We start from the raw sequence: 18,136 nt of genomic DNA on the forward strand, positions 1-18,136 counted from the left end.
TATCACTGACCCAGGGTCAGTACTTTCTGCATCATGTTCTTGGCGGTGTTCATCAGCTCGGCGTTGGTCTGGAACGCACGGCTGGCGGAGATCATGTCAGCCATCTCCTCGACCACGTTGACGTTCGGGTAGTAGACGTAGCCGTCCTTGTTCGCCGCCGGATGATTCGGCTCGTAGCGCGCCTCCAGATTGCTCTGGTCTTCGACGATGCCTTTGACCTGCACACCCTGCCCCGCTTCACCCTGGTCCTCGAACAGCGACTGGCTGACGCCGCTTTGCGCGTTCTGGAAGGTGGTGGCGAACACCGGATGGCGCGCACGGTAGGTCTGGTCGATGCTCGACGACACGGTCTCGGCGTTGGCGATGTTCGAGGCAACGGTGTTGAGGCGGGTGTTCTGCGCGCTCATGCCACTGCCGGCAATGTTGAAAACACTGGAAAGAGACATGGATTACTCTCCGCGCAGGGCCGAAACCAGCCCTTTGAATTTACTGTTGAGCAAGGTGAAGCTGGCCTGGAAGCCGATGGCGTTCTCCGTGTAGTTCGATTGCTCGATCTGGGCGTCCACGGTGTTCTGGTCGATCGACGGCTGGGTCGGCACGCGGTATTGCAGGGTGTCGTCAGCCATCGCCAGGCCTTCGGCCTCGATGTGGCGGCTGTTGGTGCGATCCATGGCGAAGCGGCCGCTTTGCTGCTTCTGGCTCTCGGCGGCAAGCACCGAAGAGAAGTCCATGTCACGCGCCTTGTAGTTGGGCGTGTCGGCGTTGGCGATGTTGTTGGCCAGCACTTCGGCGCGCTGGGCGCGGAAGCCCAGTGCCTTTTCGTGAATGCCAAGCGCCTTGTCGAAACTGATGCTCATGTCGGGAAAACCTTCGAAGGTTGGCCGGAATTTCGTTGAGCAAGGTATAGCAAGGGCTGTGCCACATTTCCGAAAGCCCGGAAATGCTGGGGTGTAGCACTGACGATTGATGGCGCGATGCCAGAAAAGCGGCAAAGTGCTTCCGCCTGGCGAAACGAAAGCGGCAATTGCCGGGCGGCAAAAGCGGCAAAACAAAAAATTGACGTCATTTCTCTTCTGCCTGTCCTGGCCTCTTCGCGGGTAAACCCGCTCCCACAGGGTGCGCACCGCCTTCAAAAGCTGTGCAGTAACTGTGGGAGCGGGTTTACCCGCGAAGAGGCCGGTACAGGCAAATAAAAAGGCCGGCAACTTGCGTTGCCGGCCCTCTCGCTTACTTCGCCTGGTAGATGATCCCCGGGCTGCACTGGACCATCTGGTAGTGGTCCGGCAACCCGTTCAGCGCTTCCGAGGCGCCGAGGAACAGGTAGCCCCCAGGCTTCAGGGTGCTGTGGATACGCATCAGGATGTCCTTCTTCACCTGCGCCGAGAAGTAGATCAGCACATTGCGGCAGAACACGATGTCGAACTTGCCCAGGCTCGCATAGCTGTCGAGCAGGTTGAACGAACGGAACTCGACGCGACTGCGGATGGCCGGCTTGACCGCCCAGCGCCCCGGCGCCTTGGTGTCGAAGTAACGCTGCAGACGCTCCTGGGACAGGCCACGGGCAATCGCCAGGCTGTCGTACTCTCCGGTCTTGCAGTTGGTCAGCATCGAGCCGGACAGGTCGGTGGCAACGATCTGCGCCCCCATTTTCAACTGGCCCAGGTTGCTGCGCTCGAACTCGTCGATGGCCATCGAGATCGAGTAAGGCTCCTGACCCGACGAGCAGGCCGCCGACCACATGCGCAGGCGCTGCCCGGGGTTGTTCCTGACGAACTCGGGAATGACCTTGTTCTTCAGCACTTCGAACGGGTAGGTATCGCGAAACCACAGGGTTTCGTTGGTGGTCATCGCATCCACCACCTGCTCGCGCAAACCGCCCCGCGGCTGGGTCTGGATGCGCTGCACCAGTTCGCCCAGGCTCTTGATGCCCTGCTGCTCCATCAGCTTGTTGAGACGGCTGGAAACCAGGTACTGCTTATTCTCGCCCAGCAGGATGCCACAGGCTTTCTCCAGGAAGACCCTGAACTGTTCGAACTCCAAATTACCCGTAGACACTACTGCCGCCTCTTTTCAATCACTGGTGCCGGGAGCATGCCCCCGGCTGCTTCAATGCGTTGCCTTGATCCGGTCGACCACGCGCTGGGCCAGGTCGTCCGGTTTGAACTTGGCCAGGAAATCATCAGCCCCGACCTTCTTGACCATCGCCTGGTTGAACACTCCGGACAACGAAGTATGCAGGCAGATGTGCAATTTTTGCATACGTGGGTCGCTGCGGATCTCTGCAGTAAGCGTATAGCCGTCCATTTCCGGCATTTCAATGTCGGAGATCATCATCAGGAACTCTTCTTCCGGCTTCTTGCCCTCATCGACCAGCTTGCGCAGGTAGTCCAGGGCCTGTCGGCCATCGTTGAGCGCCACCACCTCCACACCCACCGTCTGCAGGCAGCGGCTGACCTGCTTGCGTGCCACCGACGAATCGTCGACGGTCAGCACCCGCAGCAGCGTGGCCTTGTCCTGCACCTCGGCATCGACCACACCGGCAGACACCGACTCGGACGACGGCGCCACTTCGGCCAGCACCTTCTCCACGTCGATGATCTCGACCATGCGGTTGTCGACCCGGGTGACGGCGGTCAGATAGTGGTCGCGACCCGTGCCCTTGGGTGGCGGATGAATCTCTTCCCAGTTCATGTTGACGATGCGCTCGACCGAGTGCACCAGGAAGCCCTGGGTCTTGGTGTTGTACTCGGTGATGATCACGAAGCTGTTGCGCGTGTCTTCCTGCAACCCCGGCAGGCCGGTCGCCATCGACAGGTCGAGGATCGGGATGGTCGCCCCGCGAATGTTGGCCACGCCTCGCACCACCGGGTGCGACTTGGGCAGCACGGTCAGCTCCGGGCACTGCAGCACTTCGCGAACCTTGAACACGTTGATGCCGTAAAGCTGCGCTCCGTTCAGACGGAACAGCAGCAACTCCAGGCGATTCTGCCCGACCAGCTGCGTGCGCTGGTTGACTGAATCCATTACCCCCGCCATGCCTGACTCCTTATGCGTTCTGCCTTTTTGGTGCTACGTGGTCACCAAGTCGGCACGGGCTTTGCTTTTTTGAGCGCCATGTACATGAAAACGACAAATTTCCGACGACTGACGCACCTGCTGAGCAGCACGCTCGCCATGCTGTGCCTGCTGGCACCTGGCGTTCGCACGCTGGCGGACGCGGTTACCTTGCCTGAACAGCTTATCGGTGTCACCCAAGGGTTTCTTGAATTCAGCGTCGAGGACTACCTGGCCACCACCCAGACGCCCGGACGCTACGAAATCCAGGTCAACCCGCTCGATCCGCGCCTGCGCATGCCGCTGTGCAGCCAGCAACTGGACGCCTCGCTGGAAAGCCCGGCGCAACCGCTGGGCCGGGTGACCGTCAAGGTTCGCTGCGATGGCAGCGCGCCCTGGACCATTTTCGTGCCGGCGACGGTGAAGCTGTTCCGCGACGTGGTGGTGGTGACCCGGCCGCTCAAGCGCGACAACGTGATCGGCGAAAATGACGTGGCCCTGCGCGAGCGCGACGTCGGCACGCTGACCCAGGGCTTCCTCACCGACCTCGACCAGGCAGTGGGCATGAAGATGGTGCGACCGACGGTGCTCGACCAGGTGCTGACGGCGCAGCACCTGGAGCAAGCCGAAGTGGTAAGCAAGGGCGACCATGTGGTGATCACCGCGCGCAGCGGCCCCTTGAGCGTGCGCATGCCTGGCGAAGCCTTGGCCAAGGGTGGCCAGGGCGAACAGATCCGCGTGCGCAACCTCAATTCGCAGCGGGTGGTGAAAGCCCGGGTCACCGGCCCCGGCCAGGTCGAGGTCGCCATGTAGATTACGCTGGCGGTGTGCAACTGCTTTTCCTAAACTGTGCGGAAACGGGTTCGCGAGCTTGCTGACAGGCGGCTAAGCATTTGTGCCTAAAGTTTCTTTCGGGTTGGCCGAAAACAAGGCAAGCGTCCAAATACCCAGAGGTTTCTGATCATGGTCATCGACTTCAGTCGTTTGAATAACTCTCCGTCCATCACGGGCGGCGTTCGTGGCAACGCCACGTCCGGTAACGCCGAGAAAACCGGCGAAACCCAAGAAGCGCCGAAAAGCGCCAGCGCCAGCGGAGAAGCGGTACACCTCAGCCAAGAGGCCCAGCAGTTGCAAAAGGTCAGCGACAAGCTGCGCGACCAGCCCGTCGTCAACAGTGCCCGCGTGGCCCAGTTGAAGCAGGCGATCGCAGACGGCAGCTACCAGGTCGATGCCGGCCGGGTCGCCAGCAAACTGCTCGATTTCGAAGCCCAGCGCTGACCGTTCGGCGCGCTGACTTCACGGACGCTATGTAAAGCCAAGAGTTAGCCATGCACGACATCACTTTGCTGCAACTGATCGAAGACGACATCGCCCCGACCCAGGAACTGCTCGACCTGCTCCAGCAGGAGTCGGTAGCCCTGCACAGTCGCGACATGGCGCCGCTGGAGGGCATCCTGGCCCGCAAGCAGTCGCTGATCGTCCTGCTCGAGCAGCAAGGCATGCGCCGCAACACCCTGCTTACCAGCCTTGGCCTGAGCGCCAACCGCGCCGGGGTGCAGGCATTGGCGGCGCAGTCGGACAACGGCGAGCTGATCCTGCAGCAGCTGGATGTGCTGAACCAGTTGATGAATGACTGCCAGAAGGTCAACGAGACCAATGGCCGGATCATCCAGGTACAACAACACGTTACGGCCAACCAGATCAGAATCCTCCAGGGCGGCGAAGCACCGTCGCTCTATGACAGCCGTGGCACCACTTCACCACTTGCCAAGCCCCGGGCGCTCAGCCAAGTGTGATTACTTCTATCAAGGCACGGAACATACTGGCAAAATGCCGTTACTTGCGTGTGTCGTTTTTGCCTGGAGATTGAAAACCCGTGTTCAATGAAGCCGATGCCCCGCAACCGCCGAAGGTGCTGAACACGCCCTTGGAGATCGCGGCCAACCTGCGCCAGCTACAAGAGAGCCATGATCCGCTGATCATCACCTTCCATGAGCGCAGCCAGCGGTTCCAGAGCTACGTGGTACACGTGGACCGTGACAGCAACACCCTGGCGCTGGACGAAATGATCCCGCGCGACGGCGAAAAATTCATCGAGAACGGCGAACCGTTCCGCGTCGAAGGCTTCCACGACGGCGTGCGCATCGCCTGGGAATGCAATCACGAACTGAAGATCAGCGAAGTCGACGGCCACCGCTGCTACCGTGGCGCGATGCCCGAAGAAATGACCTACCACCAGCGCCGCAATGCCTTCCGCGCCGCGCTGAAGTTGTCGCAACTGGTCGACATCATTCTCGACGGCAGCTACCTCAAGGGTAATGGTGCCCTGCGCGGCAAGCTGCTGGACATCTCTGCCACCGGCTGCAAGCTGCGCTTCGAAGGTAACGTCGAGGACCGGCTGCAACTGGGCCAGGTGTACGAGCGCTTCAAGGCCAGCAACCCGCTTGGCCTGGTGGACACCATGGTCGAGCTGCGCCACCTGCACTATGAAGAGCGGATCAACACCACCTTCGCCGGCGTGCGTTTCCACAACCTCAGCGGCCAGTCGCAGCGCAAGATCGAAAGCTTTGTGTACCAGCTGCAGCGTGAAGCGCGGCGGTTCGACAAGGACGACTACTGAGTCGACTGCACAAACTAAAACGCCACCCATCGGGTGGCGTTTTTGCTTGTGTGTTTGCAGGACCGGCCTCTTCGCGGGTAAACCCGCTCCCACAGGGTTATCTATGGTGTCAGAATCTGTGCAGTACCTGTGGGAGCGGGTTTACCCGCGAAGAGGCCAGCACAGGTTCAGACTGACTTGCTGACCTCATCCTGCGCCTGAGCCTCGGCAACCGGTTCAGACTTCTGGTCATCCTCGGTATCCTCAGCCGCCACCGGCGCCTGCATCACTTCCTGCACGGTCTGCTCATCCACCCGCGGGTCGAGCGCCGCCGACAACGGCGAACCAGCTGCCGGCATCGCCACGTGCCCCAACGGCGCGTCCTGCACCTGGTGCAGGCCGGTAACCGCCTTCGGCCGGATGCGCCACACCAGCACCAAAGCAAAGAATGCAAAGAATGCATAGAGCATCTGCGCCCCCAATACCTTCATCAGCACCCCCGCCGCCAATGGCCCGATACAGGCACCCACGCCATAGGTGACCAGCAGCATGGCGGTCAGCGACACCCTTCGCTCGCTCTCGACGTGGTCATTGGAAAACGCCACTGCCAGCGGGTACAGGCAGAACTGCAGCAGCGAAATCACGAAGCCGATGCCGAACAGCGCCTCCAGCGGCACGCTCGGCAGGAACGCCAACGGCGCCGAAGCCAGCGCCAGGCCCACCGCGACGCTGCGGATCAGCACCGCCCGGTCATAGCGGTCGGACAACCAGCCCAGCGGCCACTGCACCAGCAGCCCGGCAAAGATGCAGCAGCCCATGAACAGACCGATCTGCTCGGTGGTCATGCCCTGGCTGGAGGCATACAGTGGCGCCAGGCCGTAGAACGAACCGACGATCAAGCCAGAACCCAGCACCGTGCTGAGTGACTGCGGCACCCGCTTGATGAAGAACTTCGGCTCCATCGGCGCCGGGCGCAGGGGCGCCGGGTGGATGCGCCGGGTCATCGCCACCGGCACCAGGCACAGGGCAAAGCACATGGCCACCAGCATCAGCAGTTCCGGGCCCAGCTGCGGGTGCACCACCAGGATCAGCTGGCCGAGCACCAGGCCAAGATAAGAGGCGATCATGTAGCCGCTGAACACCGCACCGCGGTGCTTGGCCTCGGCCTGCTCGTTGAGCCAGCTCTCGATGACCATGTATTGGCACATCATGCCCAGGCCGACGATCATCCGCAGCCCGACCCACACCGGCAGCCAGCTGGTCAAACCATGGCCCAGCACCGCTGCGCCGACGATACCGGCACAGGTGGCATAGGCACGAATATGCCCAACCCGGCCGATCAGCCGGTGACCGACCTTGCCACCCACGGCCAGGCCGAAATAGTTGGCGGCCATCAATGCACCGACCCACAGGCTGTCGACATGATCGGCCGCCAGGCGCAGGGCCAGATAGGTACTGAGCAGGCCCGAGCCGATCAACATCATCAAGGCGGCGAAATACAACGACTGAAAGGGCTTCCAGATGTTCCGCATACGTCCCGTCGAACTCCCTGGTCAGGTGGCGTTGGCTTGCTGGCAAGCATAAAAGCAAATTGGCCGCGGCGCAGTCCCCTGCCAGACAAATAGCCGGACAGGGGCGCGTCCAGTAGCGGTTGTGTCGCGATCAGGCCTGTGCGGCCAGCACACGACGCTCCCACGGGGTGATCTCGTTGAAGAAATCCGTCAGTTCCAGGGTCTTGCTGGCAAGGTAGCCGTCGATGAACTCGCTGCCGAACAGCTCCCGCGCCAGGGTGCTGCGCTTGAGGCGATCGAGGGCCGCATGCAGGGTGCACGGCAGGCTCAGGTGTTCCGGCACCTCGAACTCGCCCTGGATCGCCGCGGTTGGCTGCAGGCGCTGCTCGATGCCGTGCAGACCGGCGGCCAGGCTGGCAGCAATAGCCAGGTAGGGGTTGGCGTCGGCGCCCGGCAGGCGGTTCTCGACCCGCCGCGCCACCGGCGCACTGGCCGGGATGCGCAGGCCGGCAGCGCGATTGTCCTCGGACCAGCAGGCATTGTTCGGCGAAGCGTACGGATGGCACAGCCGCTGGTAGGAGTTGACGTTGGGCGCGAACAGCGCGGTGAAGTCGGCCATGCACGCCTGCTGGCCGCCGATGAAGTGGTAGAAGGCATCGGTCGGCTGGCCCTGCTCGTCGCTGAACACGTTACGCCCACTGGCGGTTTCCACCACGCTCTGGTGAATGTGCATGGAGCTGCCCGGGGTGTGCGCCAATGGCTTGGCCATGCATACCACGCTCAGGCCGTGCTTGAGCGCCACCTCCTTGAGCAGGTGCTTGAACAGGAAAGTCTGGTCGGCCAGCAGCAGCGGGTCACCGTGCAACAGATTGATCTCGAACTGGCTCACGCCCATTTCGTGCATGAAGGTGTCGCGTGGCAGGCCCAGGGCCGCCATGCACTGGTAGACCTCCTGGAAGAACGGGCGCAGGCCGTTGTTGGAACTGACACTGAACGCCGAATGGCCAAGCTCGCGGCGGCCATCCTTGCCAACGGGTGGCAGGAAGGGTTGCTGCGGGTCGGTGTTGGGCGCGAAGACGAAGAACTCCAGCTCGGTCGCCACCACCGGTGCCAGGCCAAGGGCGGCGTAGCGGGCGATCACCGCCTTGAGCTGCCCGCGCGTGGACAGCGCGGAAGGCCGGCCATCGAGCTCGTTGGCATCACAGATCGCCAGCGCCAGGCCCTCCTCGCTCCACGGCAGGCGGTGGATCTGCGCAGGTTCCGCCACCAGCGCCAGGTCGCCGTCGTCGCTGCCGTAGAAACGCGCCGGCGGGTAGCCGCCCATGATGCATTGCAACAGTACGCCTCGGGCCATCTGCAGGCGGCGGCCTTCGAGGAAGCCCTCTGCGGTCATCACCTTGCCGCGGGGAACGCCGTTGAGGTCGGGGGTGACGCATTCGATCTGGTCGATGCCCTGGAGGAGCTCGGCAGGCGAGCGGTGGGCGGCGGTGGTCATGACGCTTGTCCTTGTTGTTATAGGCTGACAACAACATAGGCTTGGGGTGTTTAAAATATCAAGCACCCTCTGTGTTGCCTGTGCCGGCCTCTTCGCGGGCTCGCCCGCTCCCACAGGACAGCACGAGCCTCAGGCATTGTGTGATCCCTGTGGGAGCGGGCGAGCCCGCGAAGAGGCCGGCACAGGTGAAAACTATTCCCGCAAGGTCATGCCATTGGCGGGCAACGGCAACGCCGTCTTGTAGCGCACCTGCTTGAGGGCGAAGCTGGAGCGGATGTTCGCCACCCCCGGCAACCGCGTCAGGTAATCGAGAAACCGCTCCAGCGCCTGGATGCTCGGCAACAGCACCCGCAACAGGTAATCCGGGTCGCCGGTCATCAGGTAGCACTCCATCACCTCGGGCCGCTCGGCGATCTCTTCCTCGAAGCGGTGCAACGCCTGCTCGACCTGCTTTTCCAGGCTGACATGGATGAACACATTCACGTCCAGCCCCAGCACCTCTGGCGACAGCAAGGTCACCTGCTGGCGGATCACGCCCAGCTCCTCCATGGCCTTGACCCGGTTGAAACAGGGCGTCGGCGACAGGTTCACCGACCGCGCAAGTTCCGCGTTGGTGATGCGGGCGTTGTCCTGGAGGCTGTTGAGAATGCCGATATCGGTACGATCGAGCTTGCGCATGAGACAAATTCACCGGTTTTTTATGTTTATCCGGAATGTTTATCTCCCCCGCCAGACAAAGGCAACCAACTTGAGAGAAAAATTCTCCTGCCCTCCCACTAAGATGTAGAAGACGCTGACCTACCAGTCACAAGCCGGTACTCAGCGGCGGCCGCTTCAGAGCTCACAAAAACAACATCCGAGCGAGCGTAAAAAGCATGAACGAGTACGCCCCCCTGCGTTTGCATGTGCCCGAGCCCACCGGCCGGCCAGGCTGCCAGACCGATTTCTCCTACCTGCGCCTGAACGACGCAGGGCAAATCCGTAAACCCCCGATCGATGTCGACGCTGCCGACACCGCCGACCTGTCCTACAGCCTGGTCCGCGTGCTCGACGAGCAAGGCAACGCCCAAGGCCCATGGGCCGAGGACATCGACCCGCAGATCCTCCGCCAAGGCATGCGCGCGATGCTCAAGACGCGCATCTTCGACAGCCGCATGGTGGTTGCCCAGCGCCAGAAGAAGATGTCCTTCTACATGCAGAGCCTGGGCGAGGAAGCCATCGGCAGCGCCCAGGCGCTGGCGCTCAACCGCACCGACATGTGCTTCCCCACCTATCGCCAGCAGAGCATCCTGATGGCCCGCGACGTGTCGCTGGTGGAGATGATCTGCCAGTTGCTGTCCAACGAGCGCGACCCGCTCAAGGGCCGCCAGTTGCCGATCATGTACTCGGTGCGCGAAGCCGGTTTCTTCACCATCAGCGGCAACCTGGCGACCCAGTTCGTGCAGGCGGTCGGCTGGGCCATGGCCTCGGCGATCAAGGGCGATACCAAGATCGCCTCGGCCTGGATCGGTGACGGTGCCACCGCCGAGTCGGACTTCCACACCGCCCTCACCTTCGCCCACGTCTACCGCGCCCCGGTAATCCTCAACGTGGTCAACAACCAGTGGGCGATCTCCACCTTCCAGGCCATCGCCGGCGGTGAGCAGACCACCTTCGCCGGCCGTGGCGTGGGTTGCGGCATCGCCTCGCTGCGGGTCGACGGCAACGACTTCGTCGCCGTGTATGCCGCCTCGCGCTGGGCCGCCGAACGTGCCCGCCGTGGTCTTGGCCCGTCGCTGATCGAGTGGGTCACCTACCGCGCCGGCCCGCACTCGACCTCTGACGACCCGTCCAAGTACCGCCCGGCCGATGACTGGAGCCACTTCCCGCTGGGCGACCCGATCGCCCGCCTGAAGCAGCACCTGATCAAGATCGGCCATTGGTCCGAAGAAGAACACCAGGCCACCACCGCCGAGTTCGAAGCCGCGGTCATCGCCGCGCAGAAGGAAGCGGAACAGTACGGCACCCTGGCCAACGGCCACATCCCGAGCGCGGCCTCGATGTTCGAGGACGTGTACAAGGAAATGCCTGACCACCTGCGCCGTCAGCGCCAGGAACTGGGGGTCTGACATGAACGATCACAACAACAGCATCAACCCGGAAACCGCCATGGCCACCAGCACACTGACCATGATCCAGGCCCTGCGCTCGGCCATGGATGTCATGCTCGAGCGCGACGACAATGTGGTGATCTACGGCCAGGACGTCGGTTACTTCGGCGGCGTGTTCCGTTGCACCGAGGGCCTGCAGACCAAGTACGGCAAGTCGCGAGTGTTCGACGCCCCGATCTCGGAAAGCGGCATCGTCGGCACCGCCGTGGGCATGGGTGCCTACGGCCTGCGCCCGGTGGTGGAAATCCAGTTCGCCGACTATTTCTACCCCGCGTCCGACCAGATCGTCTCGGAAATGGCCCGCCTGCGCTACCGCTCGGCCGGCGAGTTCATCGCCCCACTGACCCTGCGCATGCCCTGCGGCGGCGGCATCTACGGTGGCCAGACCCACAGCCAGAGCCCGGAGGCGATGTTCACCCAGGTCTGCGGCTTGCGCACGGTGATGCCGTCCAACCCGTATGACGCCAAGGGCCTGCTGATCGCCTCGATCGAATGCGACGACCCGGTGATCTTCCTCGAGCCCAAGCGCCTGTACAACGGCCCGTTCGACGGCCACCACGACCGCCCTGTCACGCCGTGGTCGAAACACCCGCAAAGCGCGGTGCCGGACGGCTACTACACCGTGCCGCTGGACAAGGCCGCCATCACCCGCCCGGGTAACGATGTCACCGTGCTGACCTACGGCACCACGGTCTACGTGGCTCAGGTGGCCGCCGAAGAAAGCGGCGTCGACGCCGAAGTCATCGACCTGCGCAGCCTCTGGCCGCTGGACCTGGAGACCATCGTCGAGTCGGTGAAGAAGACCGGCCGCTGCGTCGTCGTGCATGAAGCCACCCGCACCTGCGGCTTCGGTGCCGAACTGGTGTCGCTGGTGCAGGAGCATTGCTTCCACCACCTCGAGGCACCGATCGAACGCGTCACCGGCTGGGACACCCCCTACCCCCACGCACAGGAATGGGCTTACTTCCCAGGCCCTTCGCGGGTAGGCGCGGCATTGAAACGGGTCATGGAGGTCTGAATGGGCACGCACGTCATCAAGATGCCGGACATTGGCGAAGGCATCGCGCAGGTCGAGTTGGTGGAATGGTTCGTCAAGGTCGGCGACGTGATCGCCGAGGACCAGGTGGTGGCCGATGTCATGACCGACAAGGCCACCGTGGAAATCCCTTCGCCGGTCAGCGGCAAGGTGCTGGCACTGGGTGGCCAGCCCGGTGAAGTGATGGCGGTCGGCAGCGAGCTGATCCGCATCGAGGTAGAAGGCAGCGGCAACCATGTGGATGTGCCACAGGCCAAAGCTGTGGAAGCCCACAGCGCGGCCGTGGCGCCTGTTGCACCCAAGCCAGAAGCGAAAGCACCACAGCCGGCAGCCTTGCAGGCACCCGAGCATCACGTTGAAGCAGCGATCGTGCCGCGTCAGCCGGGCGACAAGCCGCTGGCCTCACCGGCGGTGCGCAAGCGCGCCCTGGATGCCGGTATCGAACTGCGCTACGTGCATGGCAGCGGCCCGGCCGGGCGCATCCTGCACGAAGACCTCGACGCCTTCATGAGCAAGCCGCACAGCGCGGCCGGCCAGGCGCCGAGTGGCTACGCCAAGCGCACCGACAGCGAGCAGGTGCCAGTGATCGGCCTGCGCCGCAAGATCGCCCAGCGCATGCAGGATGCCAAGCGCCGCGTCGCGCACTTCAGTTACGTGGAAGAGATCGACGTCACCGCCGTGGAAGCCCTGCGCCAGCAGCTCAATGCCAAGCACGGCAACACCCGTGGCAAGCTCACCCTGCTGCCCTTCCTGGTCCGTGCCCTGGTCGTGGCCTTGCGCGACTTCCCGCAGATCAACGCCACCTACGACGACGAAGCCCAGGTCATCACCCGCCACGGCGCGGTGCATGTGGGCATCGCCACCCAGGGTGACAACGGCCTGATGGTGCCGGTACTACGCCACGCCGAAGCCGCCAGCCTGTGGGCCAACGCCGGCGAGATCGCGCGCCTGGCCAACGCCGCACGGACCAACAAGGCCAGCCGTGAAGAACTGAGCGGCTCGACCATCACCCTGACCAGCCTCGGCGCCTTGGGCGGCATCGTCAGCACCCCGGTGGTCAACACCCCGGAAGTGGCGATCGTCGGCGTCAACCGCATCGTCGAGCGCCCGGTGGTGATCGACGGCCAGATCGTCGTGCGCAAGATGATGAACCTGTCCAGCTCGTTCGATCACCGGGTGGTCGATGGCATGGATGCCGCGCAGTTCATCCAGGCCGTGCGTGGCCTGCTCGAACAACCTGCTTGTCTGTTCCTGGAGTGAGCATGTCCCAGATCATCGACACCACCCTGCTGATCATCGGCGGCGGCCCTGGCGGCTACGTGGCTGCCATCCGCGCCGGGCAACTGGGCATCCCCACCGTGCTGGTCGAAGGCCAAGCCCTGGGCGGCACCTGCCTGAACATCGGCTGCATCCCGTCCAAGGCGCTGATCCATGTGGCCGAGCAGTTCCACCAGACCGCACGCTTTGCCGGGCAGTCGCCACTGGGCATCAGCGTTGATAGCCCTCGCCTGGACATCGACCAGAGCGTGGCCTGGAAGGACGGCATCGTCGACCGCCTGACCACCGGCGTGGCTGCCTTGCTGAAAAAGCATGGGGTCAAGGTGATTCACGGCTGGGCGAAGATCCTCGACGGCAAACAGGTCGAGGTCGACGGCCAGCGTATCCGCTGCGAGCACCTGCTGCTGGCCACCGGCTCGCACAGCGTCGAACTGCCGATGCTGCCGCTCGGCGGGCCGATCATTTCCTCCACTGAAGCCCTGGCGCCCAAGGCCCTGCCCAAGCACCTGGTGGTGGTGGGCGGCGGATACATTGGCCTGGAACTGGGCATCGCCTATCGCAAGCTGGGTGCGCAGGTCAGCGTGGTGGAAGCACGCGAGCGCATTCTGCCGACCTACGACAGCGAACTGACCGCACCCGTGGCCGAATCGCTGAAGAAGCTGGGCATCGCCCTGCACCTGGGCCACAGCGTCGAAGGCTACGAGAACGGCTGCCTGCTGGCCAGCGATGGCCAGGGCGGGCAACTGCGCCTGGAAGCCGACCGAGTGCTGGTGGCCGTGGGCCGCCGGCCACGGACCAAAGGCTTCAACCTGGAATGCCTGGACCTGAAGCTGAACGGCGCCGCCATCGCCATCGACGAGCGCTGCCAGACCAGCATGCGCAACGTCTGGGCCATCGGAGACGTGGCCGGCGAACCGATGCTCGCCCACCGCGCCATGGCGCAGGGCGAGATGGTTGCCGAAATCATTGCCGGCAAGACCCGGCGTTTCGAGCCCGCCGCGATTGCTGCGGTGTGCTTCACCGACCCGGAAGTCGTGGTGGCCGGCAAGACGCCGGAGCAAGCCAGCCAGCAAGGACTGGACTGCATCGTCGCGCAGTTCCCGTTCGCCGCCAACGGCCGGGCCATGAGCCTGGAATCGAAAAGCGGTTTCGTGCGGGTAGTGGCGCGGCGTGACAACCACCTGATCGTGGGCTGGCAGGCAGTTGGCGTGGCGGTATCGGAACTGTCCACGGCGTTTGCCCAGTCGCTGGAAATGGGCGCACGGCTGGAAGATGTGGCCGGCACCATCCATGCTCACCCGACGCTGGGCGAGGCGGTGCAGGAAGCGGCACTGCGCGCGCTGGGCCACGCACTGCATATCTGACACTGAAGCGGCCGAGGCCGATTTGACCCGCTGCGCCCCAGGCGCCGCGGGTCTTTTTTCGTTCGTCGCTATGCCACGTCAGACGCGGAAGTAACCCACCGTCGAATCGAACGGCAGGCGTTTGAGCTCGATCTTGTTCAGGTCCAGCACGTCACGCAGTGCCTGGGTCTCGCCCGGGAAGTTGCGGTAGGCCACTTCGTCCAGCACCACGATCGCACCCTTGGGCATGTACGGCAGGAAGGTTTCCAGCGCCACCTTGGTCGATTTGTACAGATCGGTGTCGAGAATCAGCATCGCCACCACCAGGTCCGGACGGGTCTTGACGAAGGCCGGCACGGTTTCCAGGATGTCGCCCTTGACGATCTCGCAACGCGGAATGCGGTTGACCGGACGGATCAGGTCGTTGGCATCGATCATGTCCTGGATCAGCGTCTCGTCGGTGTCGGAGAACATGCTTTCGTTGATGTCGGCCGGGTCCTGCTCGGCATCGATGCTGGCAAAGCCGCCGAAAGTGTCGAAACCGATGATCGAACGGTTGATCGCATAAGGCTCGAGAATCATCGACAGCTGCATGTACAGCATCAACGAGTTGCCTTTGTACACACCGCACTCGACGATGGCGCCGGGAACATCCTGGACCATCTTAAACAGTTCGATGCGCGACAGCGCAGCGGTTACGGCGATACGGTTGGCGAACAGGAACGGTGCATCAGCCACGTATCGGGCATCGACACGGCTCAGCACGCTGGCGCGCTTTTCGTTGTACTCGACCTCGGCAGCGGTCAGACGACGCTTGGTCATGGGTTAACTCCCTGGAATGGCGAAAAGTCGCTGGCATTGAAATAGTCTTTGAAGCCGGCATCAGCATCCGAACAGCCGTTGTCGACGTTCGGCGCGCCGCGCTTGTGCAGCAAGTCTTGCAGGTGGATCAGGCGGAAGTCCACGCTGAAGCGCACCTTGTCGGTGAAGTTGGCCACGGTGCCGTGCAGGTGGGCACCGGAGAAGATCAGCATCTCGCCACTGTTGGCTGCCACGCGCAGCTCGGCGCTGGTGTCGATGTCCTCCAGCGGAACCGGGTGCACCCGGGTCTCTTCGGTGATGTTCTGCGAGGCCTTGTACCGCTGCTCGTTGATCCAGTGCTTGAGGCTCCACTGGGCCGAACTGTTGTGCACCGGCCGCTCGAAATACGCCGGGTTGATCATCATGGTCTGTTCCGGCTCGATGCTGTACACCGGCATCCAGGTGTTCACCTGGCTTTCGACGCCGCCGTACCAGGTATCCCGGTGCGGTTTGTAGGCATAGCTCACGCCGGCATGCAGGTAGTCGTAGTTCGGCACCACGCGCACCCGCGGCACGTCGAAGATGTACTCCTTCGGGTCGGCACCGATCTCGCGGATGAAATCGCGGATCAGTGCCTTGGCTTCAGGGCCATTGGTGAACTGGCGCTTGAGCGCGGTGACGCGCTCGACGAAGGTCTCCACCGGCATCATCTTGTGCAGCGACTGGTGATCGGTTTCGCCACCGAATGCGGCAGTGATGCTCTGCCGGGCCAGGGCGCACAGTTGATGTGCATTGCCAAGCCCGGTTTCGAGGAAGATATCGCCCTTGAACAGCGCGCCCCGGTAGTCCGGCTTGTTTTTCACCTGGTTGACATAAAGATTCATACTTGCCCCTTCAGAACTCTTTGAGACCAATGCCCACGACCGGTTGCGTCGACCGGCAGCGGGGCACGAATTGAAGTGGACGCAAGGCGACGCACCCTGCCGCAGCGGGCAGGAACTCCAACCATTGGCGATACGGAGGCATAGCCCGTACCCAGTGACCTATGAGTCGGCATGCTGACAGGAAACTTTAAGCCGCGCGCGTACCGGCGATCAGGATCCGCGCCTGCAGCGCCTGCCGGTGTCACAAACTCAATCGCAAATGGCGTTCTTGCCCGTGCCTTTGGCCCGGTACAAAGCCTTGTCAGCCCGGTCCAACAGGTCCTGGTGACTCTCTCCGTCCTGCCACTGCACCACGCCATAGCTCATGGTCAGGCGGCAATCGCCCACCGGTTCCATCCGCTCCATCACCCGGCGCAACTGCCCCGTCAGGTCGAGCGCCTCGCCCAGCGTGGTCTGCGGCAGCACCATGACGAACTCGTCGCCGCCCCATCGTGCCAGCAGGTCAAGTTCGCGCAGGCTGGTGCTCAGGTTTTCGACTACCCGGATCAATGCAGCATCGCCACAGGCGTGGCCATAGCGATCATTGATCGGCTTGAAATCATCCAGGTCCATGGCAATCAGCGCCAGTGGCTGGCGGAAGCGTTTGGCCCGTGCACACTCCTGCTGCAAGGTCTTCTCCAGCCGGTAGCGATTGGCAATCCGCGTCAACGCGTCGCGCTCTGCCAGGATGCGGTTTTCGTCGAGCTGGCGCTGCAGCTGCTGGTTGACCCAGGACAGCTCGCGGGTGCGTTCGAACACCTGGGCTTCCAGCGAATGGTTCTTCTGCTCCAGCTGCGCCACCAGGCGCTTGCCCGCATCGATATTGCGGTGCGCGCCGAGCATGCGCGCCACCGAACCGTCTTCGTTGCGGTCGATGATATGGCCGCTGTCCTCGACCCACAGGTAGCTGCCATCGTGGCAGCGGCAGCGGTACTCGATGAGATAGCGCTCGTTGCGCTGGTTGATGTAGGCCTCGAAATGCGCCATCACCCGTGGGTAATCCTCGGGGTGGATCACGCTTTCCCAGGTCAGTACGGTGTTGGCCATGGAATGGCTATCGTAGCCGAGCATGGCGTACCAGCCAGGGTTGCGGTAGACGTAGCCGGTATTGGCATTCCAGTCCCAGATACCATCACTGATCAACCCGAACAGCGTGGCCAGCTGCTGCTCACTGAAGCCGGCAGGTGCCGGCAGTACTTCCTGATTCATGGACGCTCTCCCTGGTGTCCAGCAACTGCGCGCCGATGAAGGTGCTGCCGACAGTGCTTGTGTTTGCCGCAGGCGGCAACTTGCTTCCTCTGACAGGCAAGCATATGCCTGGCGGCCAACGACCGGAATAGCCCGAACGTCCTATTTTCGCGGCTTGCACGGCTGGCATGGGACTTGCCCCGCTTTCCTGGCTTTGCAACGTCCAAGGAGGAGAACATGGCAATTACCCTCAATGGCCTGGGTTGGCAGGCCACCGCGCACCTGCAGCAGCGCATCAACCACGACCAGGCGCAAGCCGAACTGGTACCGTTCCGTGCGCCGCTGGCCACCCGCAATGCGTCTGCGCAGCAGAACAGCCAGGGCAGCACGTCGCAGCAGAACGCCGACGACGCCCGCGAAGAAGCCTTCGCCAAGCTCAAGGTCATGCTGCAGAACCCCGACCTCGCTGCCCGCCAGCAAGCCAGCGCCAGCACCCAGGAAACCAGTGATGCAGTGCAGGATTTCCGCGACTACATGGCCAAATCCCCGGAAGAGAAGATCAAGGAAAAGATTCTCCAGGAACTGGGCATGACCGAGGACGAATACAACGCCTTGCCACCTGAGCAACAGGCCAAGATCGATGACCAGATCGCCCGGCGCATGAAGGAAGACATCGAGATCAAGACCCAGGCCAAGATGGCCGGACAGACCACGGAAACCGAGCAGGTCTGAAACCAGGGCGTGGCCAGCGCAACGTT

General features: G+C 63.0%; 19 protein-coding genes. 9 read left to right on the forward strand and 10 right to left on the reverse strand.

The annotated features are described in order from the left end of the window. Positions 1-2: 2 nt before the first annotated feature. From flgC to J7573_RS12630, 4 genes are all read right to left on the reverse strand, one after another. On the reverse strand, positions 3-446 hold the full coding sequence (flgC, locus tag J7573_RS12615; protein ID WP_027921143.1) for a flagellar basal body rod protein FlgC: 444 nt from the start codon (positions 444-446) through the stop codon (positions 3-5). A 3-nt stretch (positions 447-449) separates the two neighbouring features. Continuing rightward, entirely contained in the window at positions 450-857 is a 408-nt protein-coding gene (gene flgB, locus J7573_RS12620) for a flagellar basal body rod protein FlgB (protein WP_054886324.1), read from the reverse strand. Between the two features lie 370 nt (positions 858-1,227). Beyond that, positions 1,228-2,055, reverse strand: coding sequence for a protein-glutamate O-methyltransferase CheR (gene cheR / locus J7573_RS12625; RefSeq protein ID WP_294335216.1), 828 nt, complete (start codon positions 2,053-2,055; stop codon positions 1,228-1,230). A gap of 51 nt (positions 2,056-2,106) precedes the next feature. Then, on the reverse strand, positions 2,107-3,036 hold the full coding sequence (locus J7573_RS12630; RefSeq protein WP_294335218.1) for a chemotaxis protein CheV: 930 nt from the start codon (positions 3,034-3,036) through the stop codon (positions 2,107-2,109). A gap of 78 nt (positions 3,037-3,114) precedes the next feature. Between J7573_RS12630 and flgA the strand changes: the two genes are divergently transcribed. From flgA to J7573_RS12650, 4 genes are all read left to right on the forward strand, one after another. After that, entirely contained in the window at positions 3,115-3,867 is a 753-nt protein-coding gene (gene flgA, locus J7573_RS12635; protein ID WP_294335219.1) for a flagellar basal body P-ring formation chaperone FlgA, read from the forward strand. A gap of 150 nt (positions 3,868-4,017) precedes the next feature. Then, the gene (flgM, locus tag J7573_RS12640; protein ID WP_254484235.1) at positions 4,018-4,332 is read left to right on the forward strand and encodes a flagellar biosynthesis anti-sigma factor FlgM; all 315 of its coding nucleotides are present in this window, start codon (positions 4,018-4,020) and stop codon (positions 4,330-4,332) included. A gap of 50 nt (positions 4,333-4,382) precedes the next feature. Beyond that, positions 4,383-4,850, forward strand: coding sequence for a flagellar protein FlgN (locus J7573_RS12645; RefSeq protein WP_294335225.1), 468 nt, complete (start codon positions 4,383-4,385; stop codon positions 4,848-4,850). Between the two features lie 80 nt (positions 4,851-4,930). After that, the gene (locus J7573_RS12650; protein WP_294335227.1) at positions 4,931-5,674 is read left to right on the forward strand and encodes a flagellar brake protein; all 744 of its coding nucleotides are present in this window, start codon (positions 4,931-4,933) and stop codon (positions 5,672-5,674) included. A gap of 167 nt (positions 5,675-5,841) precedes the next feature. Here the strand turns inward: J7573_RS12650 and J7573_RS12655 are convergent, their stop codons facing one another. The 3 genes from J7573_RS12655 to bkdR all read right to left on the reverse strand — a co-directional run bounded on the left by J7573_RS12655 (position 5,842) and on the right by bkdR (position 9,337). Further along, positions 5,842-7,185, reverse strand: coding sequence for an MFS transporter (locus J7573_RS12655; protein WP_294335230.1), 1,344 nt, complete (start codon positions 7,183-7,185; stop codon positions 5,842-5,844). A 130-nt stretch (positions 7,186-7,315) separates the two neighbouring features. Next, positions 7,316-8,557, reverse strand: a complete 1,242-nt coding sequence (locus J7573_RS12660) for a glutamine synthetase family protein (RefSeq protein ID WP_294335354.1) — start codon at positions 8,555-8,557, stop codon at positions 7,316-7,318. Positions 8,558-8,851: 294 nt separating this feature from the next. Beyond that, entirely contained in the window at positions 8,852-9,337 is a 486-nt protein-coding gene (gene bkdR, locus J7573_RS12665) for a Bkd operon transcriptional regulator BkdR (RefSeq protein ID WP_008098689.1), read from the reverse strand. A 197-nt stretch (positions 9,338-9,534) separates the two neighbouring features. On the opposite strand from bkdR, the gene J7573_RS12670 reads away from it, so the two are divergent. Genes J7573_RS12670 through lpdA form a run of 4 tightly spaced genes read left to right on the forward strand, consistent with a single transcriptional unit; the run spans position 9,535 to position 14,487 of the window. Further along, entirely contained in the window at positions 9,535-10,767 is a 1,233-nt protein-coding gene (locus J7573_RS12670) for a 3-methyl-2-oxobutanoate dehydrogenase (2-methylpropanoyl-transferring) subunit alpha (protein WP_294335241.1), read from the forward strand. A 1-nt stretch (position 10,768) separates the two neighbouring features. Continuing rightward, a complete protein-coding gene (locus J7573_RS12675; RefSeq protein WP_110636399.1) occupies positions 10,769-11,827 on the forward strand; it encodes an alpha-ketoacid dehydrogenase subunit beta in 1,059 nt (352 codons plus the stop codon). After that, a complete protein-coding gene (locus J7573_RS12680; protein WP_294335245.1) occupies positions 11,828-13,105 on the forward strand; it encodes a dihydrolipoamide acetyltransferase family protein in 1,278 nt (425 codons plus the stop codon). A 2-nt stretch (positions 13,106-13,107) separates the two neighbouring features. After that, the gene (gene lpdA, locus J7573_RS12685; protein ID WP_294335249.1) at positions 13,108-14,487 is read left to right on the forward strand and encodes a dihydrolipoyl dehydrogenase; all 1,380 of its coding nucleotides are present in this window, start codon (positions 13,108-13,110) and stop codon (positions 14,485-14,487) included. A 78-nt stretch (positions 14,488-14,565) separates the two neighbouring features. On the opposite strand, the gene J7573_RS12690 is transcribed toward lpdA, so the two are convergent. The 3 genes from J7573_RS12690 to J7573_RS12700 all read right to left on the reverse strand — a co-directional run bounded on the left by J7573_RS12690 (position 14,566) and on the right by J7573_RS12700 (position 17,399). Then, entirely contained in the window at positions 14,566-15,288 is a 723-nt protein-coding gene (locus J7573_RS12690) for a TylF/MycF/NovP-related O-methyltransferase (protein ID WP_294335251.1), read from the reverse strand. Then, positions 15,285-16,151, reverse strand: a complete 867-nt coding sequence (locus tag J7573_RS12695) for a hypothetical protein (RefSeq protein WP_294335253.1) — start codon at positions 16,149-16,151, stop codon at positions 15,285-15,287. Before J7573_RS12695 ends, J7573_RS12690 begins: the two co-directional genes overlap by 4 nt. 249 nt (positions 16,152-16,400) lie before the next feature. Then, positions 16,401-17,399 carry a sensor domain-containing diguanylate cyclase gene (locus J7573_RS12700; RefSeq protein WP_294335254.1) on the reverse strand — a complete coding sequence of 333 codons (999 nt, stop codon included), beginning with the start codon at positions 17,397-17,399 and terminating at the stop codon, positions 16,401-16,403. A gap of 216 nt (positions 17,400-17,615) precedes the next feature. Between J7573_RS12700 and J7573_RS12705 the strand changes: the two genes are divergently transcribed. Continuing rightward, positions 17,616-18,110 carry a hypothetical protein gene (locus J7573_RS12705; protein WP_294335256.1) on the forward strand — a complete coding sequence of 165 codons (495 nt, stop codon included), beginning with the start codon at positions 17,616-17,618 and terminating at the stop codon, positions 18,108-18,110. The last annotated feature ends 26 nt before the right edge of the window (positions 18,111-18,136 follow it).

It is taken from the genome of Pseudomonas sp., assembly GCF_017744435.1.
Lineage (GTDB): Bacteria > Pseudomonadota > Gammaproteobacteria > Pseudomonadales > Pseudomonadaceae > Aquipseudomonas.